The following is an 18010-nucleotide window of genomic DNA, read 5'->3' on the forward strand; positions in this document are numbered from 1 at the left end:
CTCGTCAAGCGCCCGGAGCTAGCGCTGACCGAACCGGTCGAGGCCTTCCTTGGCCTTCTCCTGGCCCTGGTCGATCTGGTCGGAGTACTTGCCGCCGGTCTTGTCGTCGGCGAAGTCGCCCGCCTTGTCGACGCCCTGGTCGACCTTGTCGCCGTGGTCGCCCAGCGCGTCCTTGGCCTTGTCCTTGAGCGCGTCGAACTTGTCGCCGATACCCATGGCTCGGACCCTCCCTCGACGGCGTCCGGTGTGGACGCCTCACCGGAGGGCTACCCGGCCTTCCGCTGCTCCATTCGCCGCATCACCCGATGGTGCGCGAGGATCAGTCGTCGACGAGGTCCACCAGCGCGTTGACGTGCGACACCGCCGAGCCCAGGGCGGTCGTCATCCGCTCGTCGGCGCCCGCCACGCCCTCGCTCAGGTCGCGGCACCCCGCCGCGGTCGCGCCGAAGGCGTCCAGCAGGCCCGTCCAGTGCTCACCGGCCGCCGCGGCGGGCGGCGACGGGGTCCCCCGGCCCGTCTCCACGGCGGTGGCCAAGCCAAGGCACGCCTGGCCGAGCGCGGCGGCGTCGCCCGCGCCGATGGCGTCGTCGACCTTCCTGGTGGCGGACACGACGGCGGACACGGCCTCCTGGCCGCGACCGAGCCACCACGCCCGGAGCGCGGCGGGCTCGTCGACGGCGGTGGTGGTCGGTGGCGGCGCGGTGGGCGTGACCGCCTCCTCGTGCGGGAGCACCACGAGCACCGCGACGGCCGCCAGCGCGACGAGGGCCGCGCGCCCGCCCGGTGCTCCCACCGGGACCGGCACGGCACGGGCTCGGCGCACGGCCGTGCCCAGTGCGACGCCGACGACGGCGACCACGACGCCGTCGAGCAGGACCATGCGCAGCACCTGCGCGGTGACGTACGGGACGGTCACGGCGCAGCGGGTCTCGGTGAGCCGCACGGCGCTCACGCAGGCGCCCGCGATCGTCAGCCCCCAGAACGCGAGCGCGCTGAACAGGCTGGTGGCCAGCGCGGCGACGACAGCGGCGGCGGTGCCGCGGCGCGCGGCCGTGACGACCGCCGCCGCGAAGACCGCGACCAGGATGATAGCGATCTGCCGGACGCGGGCGATCCAGACGAACCCGTCGGTCGCCCGCAGGTCGGCGGGAGCCGACTTCATCACCAGCCGCAGCACCACCTGGAGCACCACGACGGCCGCCACGACGACGGCGGCGGTGAGGAGTCCGGTCCGGACGGTCCGCCGGTCCGGACGGGCGAGCACCAGGGGCACGGCGCAGAGCAGCACCACCGCGACGCCCGCGCTCCACAGGTCGGCCGCGAGCATCACCAGCGGGTTGGCCACGACGGTGGACAGGAGCAGGTCGAAGCCGGAGCCGTCCGCCTGCTCCACCAGGCCGGAGATCCGCCGGAGCGTGGGCCCGACCAGGTCGGGGACCACCTTCGCCGTGGAGGGCGCGGACGACGCCCAGAACAGCAGGGTCGTGCACACGAGGGTCGCGGTGCCGCCGATCGCGAGGCCCGCCCACGCGCGGCGGGCGCGGGTCGCCTGCGCGGCGGCGAGGCGCGCGCACGAGGCGGTCCACCGCACGAGCAGCGCCGTGCCCGCGGTGAACGCGGCGAGGAAGGCCAGTTCCGCGAGGTCGGGCGGGGTGAACGCCGACCGCCCGATGCCCGTCCTGGACCCGATCAGCACCCCCGCCGTGAACCCGAGGCACGGCAGCAGCACGGCGCGCGCCGTGATCCGCGGAGCGGCGGCCAGCCGGACCGCCACCGCGCCGACGAACCCCGCCAGCAGCAGGCCCCACGCGGACAGCAGGTGGCTCGCGACCTCGCCGGTGAACACGGCCGCGCTGCCGACCGCGAAGGTGATCTGCCACCAGCCGAGCTGCGCGGCGATGCCGAAGGCGAGCGCCTCGCCGAACCCCGCCCGCAGCAGGCGGGAGCGGTCGGCCACCACGGCCGTCCGGTCCGCGGACGGCGGGTGGGGGCCGAACCACCCGCGCAGGCGCGGCCGGGACGAGTGGGCGAGGTAGTCGACGGAGCCGAGCAGGTCGGCGACCATCACGTCGGCGTGCCGCTCGCGGTCCCGCAGGACGGCGTTGCGCGACACGTACACCAGCGCCGCCAGCAGCAGCACCTCCACGGCGACCCGCAGCAGGAACCCGACGCCCTCCGCGCTCCACTCGGCGGAGTCGCCCGCGAGCAGGGCGGGACCGACCAGACCCCAGGCGAACACCGGCAGGGCGACCAGCACGAACGCCCGCCAGACCGCCATGGTCAGGTACGTCGTCGGCACGTCGTCGCGGCGCAGGTGCGCGAGTTCGTGCAGCACGACCGAGCGGAACAGCGCGGGCCTGCCGGTGGCCGTGGCGACCAGTCCCGCGTCGAGCGCCACGTACGGCCGCCCGGCCCGGCCGAAGGCGACGCCGCCCGCGCGGGAGGAGTACGGGTCGAGCAGGAACGTCGGCGCCCGCCGAAGTCCGGCCACCTCGACCAGCGACCGCAGTTCGGCCGCGAGCGGGGACCCGTCGGGGACGTCGAGGGGCACCAGGCCGTTGCGCCGGATCCGCCACCACGGCTGGAGCCGGTAGACGACCGCGACCACCAGCAGCAGGACGAGCATCCCGGCGGCGAGCCACGCGAGCCGGGCGGGCATGAACTCGGCCATGCACGCCTGCGCGCGCTCCATCGGGACCCGCATCGCCGTGCCCTCGTCGAGGGTCTGGGGCGGCACGTAGGTCAGGGGCACACCGCTGTCGACGTGGCAGCGGACCACGGCGGCGCCGTTGGCGACGATCCCCGGTGGCAGGGCGAACAGGAACACGAACCCGGCGACCGCCAGCACGAGGACGACCAGGACGGCGAACCTCGCGGTGGTGGGACCGGTGGACGGCTCCGGCCCGCCGGGTAACTCCCCGGAGTCCTGCTGACCGGTCATGGAGGCCTCCCCTGCCCTGGCGTCGCGTGCCGCCGATCATCTTCGGCTCGACGGCACCGCCACCGGTTCGGGTCGGCCGCGAATTCATCCCGATGGACCACGGGGGTGCGGTCCGCGCGGTGGTCCCGCCCCGGCGCCGGGGCAGGGCTGTCAGGCTCTGATCGTCCCGCCGGGATCCCCCCGTCCGCACGGCTCTCCGGTGCCCCGCAGGACACCGTCACGCCTGGGGACCGACGGGTGAGGAGCCCCACCGGGCCCAGGTGCCGGACTCGCCCGCCTCCCTGGAGCCCAACCCCTCCAGCAGCAGCGCCGCCTCGCTCCAGCAGCGGGCGGCGCTGCCGCCGTCACCGGCGCTGGCGTGCGCCGCACCGAGGTCGCGCAGGGTCCGCGCCCGCCACGCGGGCAGGTCCAGCTCGTCCCAGCCCGCCAGCGCCACCCGCAGCACGACCACGGCGCGGTCGGCCTCGCCGCCCGCCAGGTGGAGTTCGCCGATGGTGCGCCGCAGCAGCGCGAGGCCGAACCGGTCGCCCAGCTCGTGGCAGTCCGACAGCGCCCCGGCCAGCAGCCGCGCGGCCTCGGCCAACCGGCCAGCCCGCAGCCACGCCTTCGCCAGCGACTGCGCGGTGTAGCAGCTCATCAGCGGGTCGCCGAGTTCCGACGCGATCTCGTGGGCCCGGCGGAAGTACGGCTCGGCCTCGGCGTACTCGCCCCGCGCGCGGTGCACCAGCCCGATGCCCCGCACCGCCAGCGCCTCGCCGCGTCGGCTGCCCGCCACCCGGTACGCCGTCTCGGCGGCGCGCAGGGTGCGCAGCGCCTCCTCGTCGCGGGCCAGTTCCCGTTGCACGGAGCCGATCCCGTACAGCGAGTGCGCCACGCCCTCGCCGTCGCCGAGTTCGGTCAACAGCTCCCGCGCGCGGCCGAGCGCGGCGAGCGCGTGGTGGTACTGCGCCCGTTCGCGGGTCACCATGCCCTCGCCGTTGAGCGCGATGGCCTCGCCGCGGCGGTCGCCCAGCTCCACGAACAGCGCCCCCGCCGCACCGAACCACAGACCGGCCTCGGTGAACTCGTCGCGCTTGAAGTGCAGCTGCCCCAGGCTGCACCGCAGCACGGCCTCGCGCCTGCGGTCGCCCGCCTCGACCACGGCGTCCAGCGCGGCCCGGTGGGTCCGCTCCCAGCCGTCGTACCGGTTGCGCAGCCCGAACCACGCGAACACCAGGGCTTCGGCGAGGTCGCACGCGTCCGCCGCGAAACCGAGTTCCGCCGCCCGCTCCACCACCTTGATCAGCAGCGGCTCCTCCACCGCGAACCACGCGTCCCGCTCCGCGGGCGGCACCGGGTCGTCGTGCAGCTCCCCGAGGAACCCCTGCATCTGGCTGACCGCGGGCATCAGCCGTTCCACGCAGCCGTCCACCTTGGCCAGGCACGCCACGACGACCCGGCGCACGGCGGCGAGCCGGTCGGCGTCGTCGGGTTCGGCCTCGGCCAGCTCGCGCGCGTGGATGCGGACCAGGTCGTGCATCCGGTAGCGGTCCTCGCCGGTGACGTCGAGCAGCCGGGCGTCCACCAGGCGGTCGAGCACGTCCTCGGCGGCGCGCCCCGGCACGCCCAGCAGCGGCGACGCCAGCTCGGCGGGCAGCTCCGGGTGGTCGAGGAAGCCGAACGCCCGGTACGCGCGCCGCGCCCGCTCGTCGAGCGCCCGGTACGACAGCTCCAGGCTGCTGCGCACGGCGAGGTCGTCGGCGACCAGCTCGTCCAGCCTGCACCGCTCGTCGCCCAACCGGCCGGCCAGCCGCGACACCGGCCAGTGCGGGCGGCTCGCGAGCCGCGCGCCGGTGATCCGCACCGCGAGGGGCAGGTGGCCGCACAGCCGCGCGACCTCCAGAGCCGCCTCCGGTTCCTCCGCCACCCGGTCGTCGCCGAGGATGTCCGCGAGCAGCGCGACCGCCTCGGCCGACGTCAGCTCGTCGAGGGTGAGCCGCCGCGCCTGCCGGTCGGCGGGACGCAGCCTGCTGGTGATCAGCGTGAGGCAGCCGGGGGCACCGGGCAGCAGCAGGCGCACCTGGGCGGCGCTGGTGACGCCGTCCAGCACGATCAGGACCCGGCGGTCCGCGAGCTGCGCGCGCCACAGCGCCGCGCGCTCGTCGAGCCGCACCGGGATCCGCACGCCGGGAACGTCGATCGCGCGCAGCAGGGTGTCCAGCGCGACGCCCGGCGCGGGCGGCAGGGAGTGCAGGTCCACGAAGAGCTGCCCGTCCGGGTAGCGCGGGGCCAGCCGGTGGGCGGCGTGCACGGCCAGCGCGCTCTTGCCGACGCCCGCCGGGCCCTCGATCCACCACACGCCGTGCGGGTCGCCGCCGGTCAGCCGCTCCAGCTCGGCGACGCGGCCGGTGAAGTCGCCGACGTCGCACGGCAGGTAGTTGCGCCGCACCGGTTCCCCCGGCTCGTCGCCCTCCAGGACCGCGCGGTAGGTCTGCTGGAGCTCCGGTCCCGGTTCGACGCCCAGCTCGTCCACGAGGAGGCGCCGGGTGTCCTGGAACAGGCGCATGGCCTCGGGACGGCGGCCGGAACCGGCCAGCGCCCGCATCAGCCGCACCCGCAGCCGTTCGGCGAGCGGGTACTCCTCGACCAGGCCGGACAGCAGGTCCACGGCGTCCGCGTGGTGGCCGAGCGCGAGGTCCGCGTCCACGGCGTCCTCGACGGCCGCCAACCGCTGCGCCTCCACCGGTCCGCCGAGCCGGTCGATCCCGGCCATCGGCGCCCCGCGCCACAGCGCCAGGGCCTCGCCGAGCACGGCCCGGCGCTCCACCGCGTCGGGGGTCTCCCCTGCGCGGGCGACCAGCGTGCGGAACAGGTGCGCGTCGACCTGCTCGGGATCGGCGTCGAGCCGGTAGCCCTCCGCCCGGTGCTCGACCGGCACGCCCGCGCGGCGCAGGCCGGAGATGTGGACCTGGAGGGACTTGCGGACCTGCGGCGGGCGCTGGTCGCCCCAGACCAGGTCGATCAGCCGGTCGACGGGGACCACCCGCCCGCAGTCGGCCGCGAGCACGGCCAGGATGCGGCCCGCCTTCGGTGGCGGGGACGGCAGGAGGGTGCCGTCGTCGTCGTGCACCTCGATCGGCCCGAGAACTCGGAACTGCACCGGGACCCTCCACGAGTCGACGTCCAGGAAGCGCCGGGAGACAACGCGGGAGTTTGACGCCGCCCACGGCGTCCGGCTCCGGTTCGTCACCGAAGTCACCCGATCGGCTCAGTCGACCACCGTGCGTGACACAGTGGCCCTGGCCAGCGATTATGCCCGATCTCGGCAGACCGTTCGGTACCGCGGCACGGGCGGGTCGGCACGCTCCGTCGCCTCCGGCGCGGCGGCTCGGCACCCCGACCGGGGACCACGGGGAGCCCCGGTCCAGGCCCGCGACGGGGCGGGGCGGGCGGCGCTACGGTGATCGCCGTGGCGATGCGCGAACCGCGGGCGGTGCCGGCGTGGTGGGGCGGCCGGGTGCGGTCGCTGCTGTTCGACGTGGGGCTGGCGGGAGTGGTCGCGTGGCTGGGCGTCCAGAACAGCGACCTCACGGCGGCGGAGGTCGGCGGCGCGCTGGTCACGTTCGCGGGCCTCGTGGTCCGGCGGAGGTTCCCGCTGGTCGCGGTGGCCGCGGCGGTCGTCGGGATGGCGCTCGACCCGTACCTGGTGCCGATCCTGGTCGCCGTCTACAGCACCGCGGCGCGCTACGGGCCGACCGTGCGCACCTGGGTCGGGTCGGCGGTGGCGCTCGGTGCCGTCCAGGTCGTGGTGTGGACGAACGAGAACGACCGCTGGGACCCGGCTCAGCTGATCACCATCGTGTTCATCGCGCTCCCCGTGGTGGCCGGGCTCTGGACGTTCCAGCGCCAGACGCTGCTGGCCGCCCTCCGCGACCGCGCCGAGCAGGCCGAGCGGGAGCGCGACCTGCTCGCCGAACGCGCGGTCGCCGCGGAGCGCCGCCGCATCGCGGGCGAGATGCACGACGTGGTGGCGCACCGGGTGAGCGTGATCGCCCTCCAGGCGGGCGGGTTGACGCTCACCTCCGACGACGAGCACGTCGGGGAGGTCGCGGAGGTCATCCGGACCAACAGCACCGCCGCGCTCAACGAGCTCCGCGACGTGCTGCGCGTCCTGCGCGACGACGCCGACGCGCCGCCGCCCCGGCACAGCCCGGCGCTCGACGGCGTCGGCGACCTGGTCGAGGAGTTCCGCTCGGCGGGCGCCGAGGTGGACCTCGTCCTGCCGGACGCCGTGCCGGAGACGTCGGACGTGGTGGGCCGGGCGGCGTACCGGGTGGTGCAGGAGGCGCTCACCAACGCGGGCAAGCACGCCCCCGGAGCGCCGGTCACGGTCACCGTCGCCGCCTCGGACGACGACGTGGCGATCGAGGTCGCCAACCGGCCCGCGGGCGCGGCGCGGACGGAGGTGACCGGTTCGGGGTACGGGCTGGTCGGCATGCGCGAACGGGTCGCGCTCGCGGGCGGCACGGTCCGGTCGGGGCCGACCGACGGCGGTGGGTACCTTGTGTCCGCTCGGTTCCCCCGGTGATCGGATGACGCGCCCGTGACGGTGAAGGTGCTCCTGCTCGACGACGAGGAACTCGTGCGCGGCGGTCTGCGGATGATCCTGGAGTCCGACCCGGACCTCACCGTGGTCGCGGAGGCGCCCGACGGGTCCGCCGTCCTCGACCTGGTCGCCCGGCACCGCCCCGACGTCGTGCTGACCGACGTCCAGATGCCGGTGGTCGACGGCCTGGAGGTGACGCGGCTGGTCACGTCCCTGCCCGACGGGCCCCCGGTGCTGGTGCTGACCACGTTCGACCTGGACGAGTACGTGCACTCCGCGCTGCGGCAGGGCGCCTCGGGCTTCCTGCTCAAGGACACCCCGCCGCGCGACCTGGTGCAGGCCGTGCGCCGGGTGGCCGAGGGCGAGGCGATGATCTCGCCGCGGATCACCAAGCGGCTGCTGCGGGAGTTCGCGAGCGGTGGTGTGAAGCAGGAGGCCGTCGCGAGGCTGGAGGCCCTGACGGCACGGGAGCGCGAGGTCGCGGTCGCCGTGGGCGGCGGGCTGAGCAACGCGGAGATCTCGAAGGCGCTGGTGCTGAGCGAATCCACCGTCAAGGTCCACGTGGGACGGGTGATGGCCAAGCTGGAGGTCTCCAACCGGACCCAGGTCGCCATCGTCGTCCACGACGCCGGGCTGGGCTGACCGGGTCGACGGCCGCCGCCGCGGGCGGCCGTCGGCGGCGCGTCAGCAGTGGGGACCGCTGCGGCCCGGGGTCCGCACGGGGGTCGCACCGGGGCGGGTCCACTGCGGCACCGGGCGGCTGGTCGGGCCCCAGGTGGGGTTCCCGTCCGCGTCCGAGCGCCACGTCCAGCACGCGTCGCGCCCCTCGGGCCAGCCCTCGGGCGTGTCCTCCCACGCCTCGCCCCGGCCGTAGGGCGTCAGGTCGAGCAGGGCGAGCGACCCGTTGACCCGCTCGTTGCCGCGGCCCGTGGTGGAGTAGGTGAGGAACGCGCGGTCGCCGTCGCGCAGGAAGCAGGCGAGGTAGCCCATCCCGCCGCCGACGGGCCAGTCCAGGCCGCGCACCGAGTACCAGGGCTGGGTGTGGCCCATGAACTCGACGTAGGCGGCGACCTCGTCCCACCGGCCCGTGGTCAGGACGGCGAACGAGACGCCGCGGGCGTTGAGGTAGGAGGCGTCCCCCAGGTGCCAGGCCGTGGTGGTGCAGCCCTCGCACTGCCCCTGGTGCGGCGCGCCGTCGTACCACATGTGCTGGTAGACCACGAGTTCCTCGCGGCCCTGGAACAGGTCCAGGAACGGGACCGGGCCGTCGGGCCCGACCACCTCGACCGTCGCGTCGAACTCCACCATCGGCAGCCCGCGGCGGGCCGCGGCGAGGGCGTCGCCCTCGCGGGTGTGGGCCTTCTCGCGGACCAGGAGTTCGTCGCGGGCGGCCTGCCAGGTGGCCTGGTCGACGACGGGCGGGCGGCCGGGCGGCGCGGTGGTCGGGTGGTTCGGCGTGGTCGTCATCGTGTCCTCCGTGGTGTACCGCTCCGGGCATCGTCCCGGAACACCAGGAACAGACCGGCGAAACCACCGGAAATCATCGCGGCGCGGTCAGGCGTGGACGCGCCGCGCGTCCAGGTCCTCGCGGCCGATCAGGAACCACAGGACCGGTCCCAGGAACGGCGCGCAGAACGCGAACACCACCCACACGGCCTTCATGCCGAGGGTCAGGCCCGAGCGCAGGACGCTGACGAGCGCGCCGAGGAAGAGGACCACGAGACCGAGCACGACCGCGACGATCACGGCGGCGACCGCCCAGTTCCAGGGCTCGGCCTGGACGGCGAGCACGTGGTGGTCGTTGAGCATGGGTTCCACTCCTTCATCGGGGAGAAGCCGGTCACCGTCGAGACTGCCGGTGCCCGCCGTCATCGCGCGTCAGCCCGTGCTCCCCTCCGCGCGTTGGCCGAAAGTCGTACGGCCGACGCGCGGGGGTACCACCTCCGTCGCGGTCACCTCCTCCCGGCGCCGCGCGGCCCGTCCCACGGCGGGGTCCACCTCGGTGACGTGGGCAGGTGGAGCACCGGGGGCTTGGACGCCGTGCCCGTGCGGGTGGGCCTGCTCGCCGCGCGCGGACGGGTGGGTGCCGCGCAGCCCGATCCGGTCGATGATCCGATGGTGGTCTCCTCTCCGACCGGGCGCCCGACCGCGCCGTCCGACGCGGCACGTCGACGGGCGGGCGCGAGTCCTCTGAGGACGCGGTCACGTGCGAATCCCTTGCGGGAGGCCGGTTCCACCGACCGCCACCAGCATCGCGGGACGGCGGGACCGCGACGATCCCCCCGGCGGGCCTCCCGGTGGTCGAGCGGGCGCCATTGACCGGCGCGGAGACCCCTGGTATCGGCCCGCGGTGCCCTCCGGCGTCCGAGCGGGCACATCGGCACCGGGTCGGCGCGCACCGTGGCGCGCTCGCCGGGGGCGCCACCGTCATCGGGACCGCGAGCGGGGCGAGCCACCCGTTCCTCACCGGGCTCGGCGCGACGCCCACCACCTACGGGCCCGGTCTCGCGGACCGGGTGGCGGCGGGGTCGACGTCGTCCTCGACGCGGCGGGCTCGGGCTCACCGGCCGACCCGGTCGGCATCGCCGGGAACCCCGGCGGGGTCGTCACCGTCGCCGACTTCGCGAACGCCGACGCGCTGGCCGTGCGCCTGCTGCACGCCGAGCACGACTCGGCCGTGCTCGGCGCGGGTGCCGCGCTGGGCGGGCGCGGCGCCCTCACCCCGGGGGTGAGCCGGACCCTCCCGCTCGACGAGACCGCCGCCGCCCACGCCGGGGGCGAGCGCGGCCACACCCGCGGCAAGATCGTCGTCACGATCCCTGACCCGGTCAGCGGACCAGCGCGCCCGCCCGTTCCCCGGTGCGGGAGTGCAGCCCGTGCACCGCTTCCACGAACTCGTGCCCCCACAGCTGGTGCGCGCACCACTCGGCGTTGGCCCGCAGGTAGCCGACCTCGCTGCCGATCGTGCAGCGGAACTGCGCGGGCTCGCCGCGGTGGCGCCGGACGTGCCGGGCGATCCGGTGCAGGACCTCCAGGACCGACAGCACCACCACGGCCGGGTCGCCGTCGCGCAGCGCGGCGTCGTCCAGCCGCAGGGGCAGCCCGTCCCCCGGCCGCGCCGGGAGCACCCCGGTGCGGCCGGGGCAGCCCGGCCCGTCGACCGGTCCCGCCGTGCAGATGGCGACGGCGTGGCCGCGGATCGCGTCGAGCCGCTCGCCGGTCGCGACGACGCAGCACCGGCAGGCCCAGCGCAGCGGACTGCTCGTTCCGCCGCAGGCGCGGCACACGGTGGTCGGCAAGGGAGGCCTCCGCGGAGTTTGGAAGAGTGTTGTCCCTATGACGGTCCGGAGTGCCCCGGTGGTTGCTCGCTCGGACGACCTCGACCTCGGGAAGGTGCGGATGCTGACGATCGGAATGCTGGGCGGGATGAGCTGGGAGAGCAGCGCGGAGTACTACCGCCTGGTCAACGAGCTGGTCCGGGAGCGGCTCGGCGGCCTGCACTCCGCGAAGTGCGTGCTGCACTCCGTCGACTTCGCCGAGGTCGAACGGCTCCAGGTGGAGGGCCGCTGGGACGAGGCGGGCGCCCTGCTGGCGGAGGCCGCGCGCGGTCTCCAGGCCGCGGGTGCCGACCTGCTCCTGCTGTGCACCAACACGATGCACAAGGTGGCCGACCGGATCGAGGAGGCGGTGGACGTCCCGCTGCTGCACCTGGCGGACGCGACCGCGGAGGCGGTGCGGCGGGCCGGGCTGGACAGCATCGGCCTGCTGGGCACGGCGTTCACGATGGAGCAGTCGTTCTACCGGGACCGGTTGGCGGGCCACGGCCTGCGCGTGCTGGTGCCCGAGGAGGCCGACCGCGCGTTCGTGCACCGGGTGATCTACGACGAGCTGTGCGTCGGGGTCGTGCGCGAGCCGTCCCGCGCGGGCTACCGCGACGTCATCGGCCGCCTGGTCGCCGAGGGCGCGCAGGGCGTCGTGCTCGGGTGCACCGAGATCGAGCTGCTGATCACGGCGGCCGACAGCCCGGTGCCGGTCTTCCCCACGACCCGCCTGCACGTGGAGGCCGCGGTGGACAGGGCGCTGGCGGGACGCTAGACCGTGATGCCCGCCTCGTTGAGCCAGGGCAGCGGGTTGGTCTTCACGCCCACCGCGTTCCAGACCTCGAAGTGCAGGTGGGCGCCGAACGAGACGCCGTTGTTGCCGACCTCGGCGATCTGCTCGCCCGCCAGGACCCGCTGGCCCTTGCGGACGTTGAACCGGTACATGTGGCCGTAGACGGTGACCGTGCCGTCGGCGTGTTCGACCTTGACCCACAGGCCGAACCCGCTGGCGGGCCCGGCCTCGATCACGACGCCGTCGGCGGCGGCGTAGATCGGGGTGCCGACGGGGGCGGCGATGTCGAGGCCGTAGTGCATGGCGCCGTCGCGGTAGCCGAACCCGGAGGTGAAGCTGCCGCGGGTCGGGGCGACGCGCTTGGGGCGGCGCGCCTCGGCCTCCTCGGCCTCGCGCTTCTCGGTGATGCGCTGGCTCTTGACGAGCTTGCCCGCCTCGGCCGAGGGGTCGACCTGCCGGGCGACCTGGAGGACCTGCGGGGCGGCCGGGGCGGTGCCGCCGATGCCGAACGCGGCGGCGTTGTCCGAGGGCTTGGTGGCGTTCGCGAGCGGGGTCACCTCGTCGGTGCTCGCGCCGTCCACCGCCTGGAGCGCCTGTCCCGCACCGGCGGCGCCGAACGCGCCGATGGCCACGGCCGCGATGACGATCCGACCGCGGAACGACGAGGGGGGCGGGGGCAGCCGGTGCTTGGGCACGGCTCGGGGTGCCGTGCCGCCGTCTGCCTGGCCGCCGGAGGAGCGGAGGTGGGACAAGACCTGGCCTTCCGTGCTCGGGGAGTCCGGTCGGGACCGGGCGGGGGAACCCGGCGAGTCGGTCGGGGGTCCGACTCGTTGTTCAACTCGTGATCAACCTCGACAATGGACCGGAGGGGACGATAGCGGGGGTACGACCCCACCGGCAACCCCTCGTTAACCATTCACGGGCACAAAAGTCGCCGCCAGGTTAATGTCGATGAACAGACGTTAATGTCAACGCCCTGACCTGGACAGATGAAAAATTCGACGAACACCGAATCGCGGTGAACCATCCACCCCTACCGTACGTGTCGGCCTCGTCGCATCGATACCACGCTATTCCCCGCCATTTCCCCTTTTCGACTCCCCGTGATACGTCCGGTCTACTCGGCGGACTTCCGCGAACAGCGCGTGAGCCCTTCGGCGAACCCGGTCACGATCGGTCACGGCGGGCGGCCGGGAGCCGCCCGCCGCGGGATCACTCCCCCGCGCCCGGCGGCAGGAAGCCGTGGGCGGACAGGTCGAACCAGTTGCCCTCCGGGTCGATCGCCCGGTACTCGGCGAACGGCCGGTCGGTGGCGCGGGCGACCGGCCGGGGCACGCCGGTCCCGACGAGGCGGTCGGCGGTCGCGTCGACGTCCCGCACGGCGAAGCCGAAGTGGTTGAAGCCGGTGGCGACGTCACCGTCGAGCCGCTGCTGGATGAGGGCCAGGTTGATGTACCCGTCGGTGAGGAACCGGCTCCCGTCCGGGTCCTGGTGGAACTGCTCCATCCCGAGGCTCTCGCGGTAGAAGTCGGCCATCCGCTCCGCGTCCTGGACGACGAACGCGAGGTGGCGAAGGCGTGGCCTGGTCATGGGGTGCTTCCTTCCGGGACGTTCGGGACCATGTTGTGGAACGCGGTGATCGACCACGCGCCGTCGCGGCGGGTCACGACCGCCTGCGCGTGGGTGAGGACGCCGAGCGGGACGATCCCGGTGGTGACGTGCACCAGGCGGATCCCGTCCGCGAGCGGGCGCAGCAGCAGGAAGTTCGGCACGAGCCGGGTGCCGCGGAAGACCGAGGCGAACAGGCGCGCGTGCACCTCCGCGACGGCGGCCCGGCCGCGCAGGTCCTCGCCGCGCACGGTCACGAAGTCGACGTCGGGGGCGAAGGCCTCCGCGAACCGCTCGGCGTCCCCCTCGGCCCAGCCCTCGGCCATCGTGGACCACAGGCCGCGCACCAGGTCGTCGTCACTCATCCCGGCTCCCCGGCGTGGTCGCGCGGACCCGCAGCGGCAGCGGCAGGCAGTCGCCGTCCCACGCGGCCACCGAGTAGTAGAGCGAGCCGTGCTGCCGCTCCAGGTAGCAGACGACGTTGACGGGCCAGCCGCAGCCGCGGAACACGTACTCGTCCATCGCGGACGGCCGGTCGCTCAGCGGTCGGTCGCGTTCGGACTCGGGACCGAGCCGGTGCCAGTCCGGGTGCAGGTGGATGGACCCGAGGACGTCGAGGTCGAGCGCGTCGGCGCGGCGGGAGATCCGCAGCAGGTCCGCCGGGTCGAGCCACCACGCCCGCACCGGGTTCTCGTAGGCGGAGCCGAACCGGGGCACGATGGTGGTCGCGAACTCCTCCCGCGCGGCGGCGCACGTGCCGCGGGCGTTGCGGCCGAACTCGATCCGCTCCACCAGGAACGCGCCCTCCGCGCTGGTGCCGAGCAGGACCCCGAAGCACGGTCTCGGCTCGTCGGGGGTGATCGACGCGTACTCCGTCGCGGCCGCCGAGAGAAAGCTCTCCAACGCCGTTTCCGAGAACAGCACGGACCGGCTTCCGGCGACGCGCATGGGGGCGTCGCGCACTTCCAGCAGAGTGGGCATCGTGGGGTGTTCCGCTCGTCGGGAATTCCCGGTGACCTTCCGGGATCGGTGGCGAAAACGTAGCCGGCGCTCCCTGTCGCGACAACCCACCCGACGTCGGGCACACGTCCCTCACCAGGGGAAACGTCGAAACGATCACGGGATTGGCGCTATAGCAATGGGCGATAACCTTTCTCGTTCAGCGCCCGTTCACGCGACCGTAGGATCAGCTCATGCGCCTCGAAGTCCGGCACCTCGAACTCGTCGTCGCCATTGCCGAATCGGGCAGCCTGCGCAGGGCCGCGGCGCACCTGCACCTCACGCAGCCCGCCGTGACGACGCAGCTCAGGCGGATCGAGCGGCACCTCGGCGGCGCCCTCTTCCTGCGGTCCACCGAGGGCGTGCTGACCACGCACACGGGCGCGGAGTTCGTCCGCGACGCCAAGAAGGTGCTCGACCAGATGACCGACGTCGAGCGGTCGGCCCGTCTCAACGCGCGGCGCGAGGCCGGCACGCCGTTCACGGTCGGCGGCATCCCGGCGCAGCAGTTCAGCCTCCTCGTGGACGCGCTCGCCGCCGCCCACCCCGGCCAGGAGGTGACCAGCCGCACCGTCCGCGAGACCGGGACGCTCACGGCGCTGCTGGGCTCCGGGGAGCTGGACATCGCGGTGCTGCGGCGGTTCCCCGGTTTCCCGCTCGCGCTGCCCGAGGGCGTCGAGCAGCGGCTCCTGCTCACCGAGCCCCTCTTCGTGGGCGTCGCGGCGAGCCACCGCCTCGCCGGGCGCGAGGACGTGCCGCTGGCGGAGCTGGCCGACGAGAAGTGGGTCATGCCCGACCCCGACGACAGCGGGATGAACGAGTTCTTCGCGCGGGTCTGCGCCGCGGCCGGGTTCGAGCAGAGCATCGCGCACCTGACCACCGAGGCGCACGTGGCCTTCTCGCTCACCGCCGCGAACCGGGCGGTCTGCGTGCTCTACCCCATCGGCACCGCGCGCGACGGCCTGGCGACCCTCACCCTGGAGGGCAACCCGCTCTACCGCGAGCTGGTGCTGGCCTGGCGCGGCGACTCCCCGATCGCGTCCACCGTGGACGACCTGTGCGCCACCGTGGAGCAGCGGTACCTCTGCCTGGTTGCGACGTCCGACGTGTACGCGCGATGGTGGCGGCGGGGCGGGGCGGACTTCGCCCTGCCCCCACGCACCACCTGAGGGAGAGCACCCGTGGCGATCCGCGGCCTGAACCACGCCGTCCTCTGGGTCCGGGACGCGAGCGCGAGCAGCGCGTTCTACGTGGACGTGCTGGACTTCCGGGTCGTGCACAGCACGCCGAGGTCCGCGTTCCTGCGGGCCCCGGAGTCCGCGAACGACCACGACCTCGGCCTGTTCCAGACCGAGGACCCCGCGCCGAGCACCGCGGGCCGCGGCCAGGTCGGGCTCTACCACCTGGCCTGGGAGGTGCCGACGCTCGCCGACCTGCGCGACTGCCGGGACCGGCTGGTCGGGGCGGGCGCGCTGGTCGGCTCCAGCGACCACGGCGCGACGAAGGGCCTGTACGGCAGGGACCCCGACGGGCTGGAGTTCGAGGTGTGCTGGCTCGTGCCCGCCGACCTCGTGGACGAGGCCGTGCTGGCGCACAAGGGGGAGCTGGACATCGAGGCCGACGTCGCGCGGTACGGCGCGGACACCGTCGGCGCCTGCGCGCGGTACGGCCCGCCCGTCACCTGATCACGCCCTCGACCTCCACCAGCAGGTCCGCCCGGCAGAGGTCGGCCCGGTGCAGCCGGACCGCCGTGCCCGCGCCGAACGCGGCCCGGCACGCCGACTCCACGGCGGCCAGGTCGGCCGCGTGGCGGACGTAGGCCGTCACGCGGTCGAAGTCGGCGAGGCCGAACCCCGCGGCCACGCCGTGCCGGGCGAGGTTGCGCTCGTGGACGACCGCCTCGACGTTCGCGAACGTCGTCGCGAGCTGCCCGTCGAGGTCGCCGGGGCAGGCGGTCTCGTGGCCCACGATGCTCGCCGTGCCGGACAGGAACAGGGTGCCGCCCGAGGCGTGCCGGAGGTACCCGGCGCGGGCGAACGACGGCGGCTTCGGCCCGTGGTCGCGGGGGTAGCGGTAGGCGGGCACCTGGAGCGGGTTCTCGATCGCCGTCAGCCCGCCGGAGCGGGTGGCGAGCAGGAAGAGGCCGATGCCCTCGTGCGCGGAGCCGACCGCGCTCGCGGGCGGCATGGCGGTCGAGACCTCCTCGAACGCCAGCGCGCGGCCGACGCAGAAGTCGCGGTAGGTCTCCAACCCGTCGGCGGTGGTGCCGTTGATGTGGCCGATGTAGTGCCACAGGCGGCAGATCGTCGGGTAGCCCATCCGCCTGGTCAGCGCGAACAGCTCGGCGTACAGCGCCCGCACGGCCTCCGCGTAGCGCACGGACGGCGGGACGACCGCGCTGACGTACAGGAACCCGTCGGCCTCGGCGTACCGCAGGCGCCCCTCCGAGCGGCCCGTCAGCCACGCGTCACCGAACCCGGCCAGTCCGGTGTGGACACCGAGGTCCGCCGACGGGAGGACGAGGTCGTCCAGTGCCACACCACGCGATCCGGTCATTCCGACAGCTTCACCCGCCCGGCGCGCGCACGCCCGGCGCGCGGCGATGATGTCCCCGATCGGGTGTCAGCGGCGGGTGGAGTCGCGGACCACCAGCTCCGGGGAGAACACGACCGCGCGGTGCTCGTGGCCGTCCTCACCGGACGTCTCCTCGATGAGCAGCCGCGCGGCCGTCGCGCCGATGCGGCCGGCGGGCTGCCGGACGGAGGTGAGCGGAACGGCCGCGGCGGAGGCGAACTCGATGTCGTCGTAGCCGACGATGGCCAGCTCCTCGGGCACCCGGACGCCCGCGGCGACCATCGCCTGGAGCACCCCGAGGGCGAGCAGGTCGTTGGCGCAGAACACCGCCGTCGGACGCGGACCGGTGGCCAGGAGCCGCGCGCCCGCGTCCCGGCCGGACGCCACGTCCAGCGCGGCCACCTCCAGCACGGACAGGTGGTGCTCCGGCGCGTCGGCCAGCGCGCTCCGCACGCCCTCCTCGCGTTCGCGGCACTGCACGAGCACCGACGGGCCGTTGACGAACGCGATCCGGGTGTGGCCCTGGTCGAGGAGGTGCCGGGCCGCCAGCGCGCCGCCGAGCACGTCGTCCACGGAGACCGAGCAGCACTCCCCCGCGCCCGCCTCGCGGTCCACCAGCACGTACGGGATGCCGCTGCGCCCGAACCCCCCGTCCCCGGCGCCCACCGGGCTGAGCAGCACGCCGCGCACCCGCTGCTCGGCGAGCATCGCCAGGTAGGAGCTCTCCCGGTCGACGCGCTGGGCGCTGTTGCAGGTGATCATGTTGAGGCCCGCCTCGTGCGCCGCCTCCTCCGCGCCGCGCGCGACGTCCACGAAGAACGGGTTGCCGAGGTCGAGCACCAGCAGGGCGAGCGTGCGGCTGCTGCCCGCGCGGAGCTGGCGGGCCGACTCGTCGCGGACGTAGCCGAGTTCCTCGATGACCGCGTTGACGCGCGACCGGGTGACGGCGGAGACGACGTGGGGGCGGTTGACGACGTTGGAGACCGTGCCGATCGAGACCCCGGCGCGGCGGGCCACGTCCTTGATGCCGACCATGTCACCCGACCCCTTGCTCCGCGCCACGACGAACAATACCATCGGATGAAACGTTTCAATCGGCGGTGGGAGAACACCATGACGGCACTCGCGGAGGTGCGCGTCGACCCCGTCGGCGCCGACCGGCGTTCCGGGCACCAGGACGGGATCGCGCG

The 18010-nt window shown here is 74.5% G+C and carries 17 protein-coding genes and 1 pseudogene; 6 read left to right on the forward strand and 12 right to left on the reverse strand.

The features are described from left to right. Positions 1-18 precede the first annotated feature (18 nt). From VFZ92_RS31580 to VFZ92_RS31590, 3 genes are all read right to left on the reverse strand, one after another. The gene (locus tag VFZ92_RS31580; protein ID WP_330879731.1) at positions 19-216 is read right to left on the reverse strand and encodes an antitoxin; all 198 of its coding nucleotides are present in this window, start codon (positions 214-216) and stop codon (positions 19-21) included. A 103-nt stretch (positions 217-319) separates the two neighbouring features. Then, the gene (locus VFZ92_RS31585; RefSeq protein ID WP_330879732.1) at positions 320-2941 is read right to left on the reverse strand and encodes a M48 family metalloprotease; all 2622 of its coding nucleotides are present in this window, start codon (positions 2939-2941) and stop codon (positions 320-322) included. Between the two features lie 217 nt (positions 2942-3158). Further along, a complete protein-coding gene (locus tag VFZ92_RS31590; RefSeq protein ID WP_330879733.1) occupies positions 3159-6080 on the reverse strand; it encodes an AfsR/SARP family transcriptional regulator in 2922 nt (973 codons plus the stop codon). 315 nt (positions 6081-6395) lie between these two features. Here VFZ92_RS31590 and VFZ92_RS31595 point away from each other — a divergent pair, with 315 nt between their 5' ends. Further along, entirely contained in the window at positions 6396-7508 is a 1113-nt protein-coding gene (locus VFZ92_RS31595; RefSeq protein WP_330879757.1) for a sensor histidine kinase, read from the forward strand. A 15-nt stretch (positions 7509-7523) separates the two neighbouring features. Further along, positions 7524-8168 (forward strand): response regulator transcription factor, encoded by a 645-nt coding sequence (locus VFZ92_RS31600; protein WP_330879734.1) that lies wholly within the window; start codon positions 7524-7526, stop codon positions 8166-8168. Between the two features lie 42 nt (positions 8169-8210). Here the strand turns inward: VFZ92_RS31600 and VFZ92_RS31605 are convergent, their stop codons facing one another. Together VFZ92_RS31605 and VFZ92_RS31610 are read right to left on the reverse strand one after the other, a co-directional pair. Then, positions 8211-8993, reverse strand: coding sequence for a DUF899 family protein (locus VFZ92_RS31605; protein WP_330879735.1), 783 nt, complete (start codon positions 8991-8993; stop codon positions 8211-8213). Positions 8994-9080: 87 nt separating this feature from the next. After that, complete coding sequence (locus VFZ92_RS31610) at positions 9081-9335, reverse strand: PLD nuclease N-terminal domain-containing protein (RefSeq protein WP_330879736.1); 255 nt, start codon at positions 9333-9335, stop codon at positions 9081-9083. Between the two features lie 541 nt (positions 9336-9876). Here VFZ92_RS31610 and VFZ92_RS42355 point away from each other — a divergent pair. Then, positions 9877-10278 (forward strand): annotated as a pseudogene (locus VFZ92_RS42355) (hypothetical protein); the annotation flags it as partial. Between the two features lie 76 nt (positions 10279-10354). On the opposite strand, the gene VFZ92_RS31620 reads toward VFZ92_RS42355, so the two are convergent. After that, positions 10355-10825, reverse strand: a complete 471-nt coding sequence (locus tag VFZ92_RS31620) for a hypothetical protein (protein ID WP_330879738.1) — start codon at positions 10823-10825, stop codon at positions 10355-10357. A 100-nt stretch (positions 10826-10925) separates the two neighbouring features. Between VFZ92_RS31620 and VFZ92_RS31625 the strand changes: the two genes are divergently transcribed. Next, positions 10926-11621: an aspartate/glutamate racemase family protein gene (locus VFZ92_RS31625; protein WP_330879758.1), complete on the forward strand. Its 696-nt coding sequence runs from the start codon at positions 10926-10928 to the stop codon at positions 11619-11621. On the opposite strand, the gene VFZ92_RS31630 is transcribed toward VFZ92_RS31625, so the two are convergent. The 4 genes from VFZ92_RS31630 to VFZ92_RS31645 all read right to left on the reverse strand — a co-directional run bounded on the left by VFZ92_RS31630 (position 11618) and on the right by VFZ92_RS31645 (position 14228). Beyond that, positions 11618-12391 (reverse strand): M23 family metallopeptidase, encoded by a 774-nt coding sequence (locus tag VFZ92_RS31630; protein ID WP_330879739.1) that lies wholly within the window; start codon positions 12389-12391, stop codon positions 11618-11620. The genes VFZ92_RS31625 and VFZ92_RS31630 overlap by 4 nt on opposite strands. Before the next feature lie 460 nt (positions 12392-12851). Next, on the reverse strand, positions 12852-13229 hold the full coding sequence (locus VFZ92_RS31635) for a VOC family protein (RefSeq protein ID WP_330879740.1): 378 nt from the start codon (positions 13227-13229) through the stop codon (positions 12852-12854). Then, on the reverse strand, positions 13226-13612 hold the full coding sequence (locus VFZ92_RS31640) for an SgcJ/EcaC family oxidoreductase (protein ID WP_330879741.1): 387 nt from the start codon (positions 13610-13612) through the stop codon (positions 13226-13228). Before VFZ92_RS31640 ends, VFZ92_RS31635 begins: the two co-directional genes overlap by 4 nt. Then, positions 13605-14228, reverse strand: coding sequence for a hypothetical protein (locus VFZ92_RS31645; protein WP_330879742.1), 624 nt, complete (start codon positions 14226-14228; stop codon positions 13605-13607). The genes VFZ92_RS31640 and VFZ92_RS31645 overlap by 8 nt, the downstream gene beginning before the upstream one ends. 212 nt (positions 14229-14440) lie before the next feature. Between VFZ92_RS31645 and VFZ92_RS31650 the strand changes: the two genes are divergently transcribed. Both VFZ92_RS31650 and VFZ92_RS31655 read left to right on the forward strand, forming a co-directional pair. Further along, positions 14441-15415, forward strand: coding sequence for a LysR family transcriptional regulator (locus VFZ92_RS31650; RefSeq protein WP_330879743.1), 975 nt, complete (start codon positions 14441-14443; stop codon positions 15413-15415). Between the two features lie 12 nt (positions 15416-15427). Further along, positions 15428-15931, forward strand: coding sequence for a VOC family protein (locus tag VFZ92_RS31655; protein WP_330879744.1), 504 nt, complete (start codon positions 15428-15430; stop codon positions 15929-15931). Here the strand turns inward: VFZ92_RS31655 and VFZ92_RS31660 are convergent. Further along, the gene (locus tag VFZ92_RS31660) at positions 15924-16802 is read right to left on the reverse strand and encodes a hypothetical protein (RefSeq protein ID WP_330879745.1); all 879 of its coding nucleotides are present in this window, start codon (positions 16800-16802) and stop codon (positions 15924-15926) included. The genes VFZ92_RS31655 and VFZ92_RS31660 overlap by 8 nt on opposite strands. A 66-nt stretch (positions 16803-16868) precedes the next feature. Further along, positions 16869-17855 (reverse strand): LacI family DNA-binding transcriptional regulator, encoded by a 987-nt coding sequence (locus VFZ92_RS31665; protein WP_330879759.1) that lies wholly within the window; start codon positions 17853-17855, stop codon positions 16869-16871. Positions 17856-18010 lie beyond the last annotated feature (155 nt).

The sequence above is a fragment of the Umezawaea sp. genome (assembly GCF_036375055.1).
In the GTDB taxonomy this organism is placed as follows: domain Bacteria; phylum Actinomycetota; class Actinomycetes; order Mycobacteriales; family Pseudonocardiaceae; genus Umezawaea.

What these genes read in the sequence shown, in the direction of transcription:
- VFZ92_RS31585 (WP_330879732.1), bottom strand. Translation starts at nt 2,941, where the DNA reads ATGACCGGTCAGCAGGACTCCGGGGAGTTACCCGGCGGGCCGGAGCCG.
- VFZ92_RS31595 (WP_330879757.1), top strand. Translation starts at nt 6,396, where the DNA reads ATGCGCGAACCGCGGGCGGTGCCGGCGTGGTGGGGCGGCCGGGTGCGG.
- VFZ92_RS31580 (WP_330879731.1), bottom strand. Translation starts at nt 216, where the DNA reads ATGGGTATCGGCGACAAGTTCGACGCGCTCAAGGACAAGGCCAAGGAC.
- VFZ92_RS31610 (WP_330879736.1), bottom strand. Translation starts at nt 9,335, where the DNA reads ATGCTCAACGACCACCACGTGCTCGCCGTCCAGGCCGAGCCCTGGAAC.
- VFZ92_RS31660 (WP_330879745.1), bottom strand. Translation starts at nt 16,802, where the DNA reads ATGACCGGATCGCGTGGTGTGGCACTGGACGACCTCGTCCTCCCGTCG.
- VFZ92_RS31645 (WP_330879742.1), bottom strand. Translation starts at nt 14,228, where the DNA reads ATGCCCACTCTGCTGGAAGTGCGCGACGCCCCCATGCGCGTCGCCGGA.
- VFZ92_RS31635 (WP_330879740.1), bottom strand. Translation starts at nt 13,229, where the DNA reads ATGACCAGGCCACGCCTTCGCCACCTCGCGTTCGTCGTCCAGGACGCG.
- VFZ92_RS31665 (WP_330879759.1), bottom strand. Translation starts at nt 17,855, where the DNA reads ATGGTCGGCATCAAGGACGTGGCCCGCCGCGCCGGGGTCTCGATCGGC.
- VFZ92_RS31650 (WP_330879743.1), top strand. Translation starts at nt 14,441, where the DNA reads ATGCGCCTCGAAGTCCGGCACCTCGAACTCGTCGTCGCCATTGCCGAA.
- VFZ92_RS31625 (WP_330879758.1), top strand. Translation starts at nt 10,926, where the DNA reads ATGCTGACGATCGGAATGCTGGGCGGGATGAGCTGGGAGAGCAGCGCG.
- VFZ92_RS31640 (WP_330879741.1), bottom strand. Translation starts at nt 13,612, where the DNA reads ATGAGTGACGACGACCTGGTGCGCGGCCTGTGGTCCACGATGGCCGAG.
- VFZ92_RS31605 (WP_330879735.1), bottom strand. Translation starts at nt 8,993, where the DNA reads ATGACGACCACGCCGAACCACCCGACCACCGCGCCGCCCGGCCGCCCG.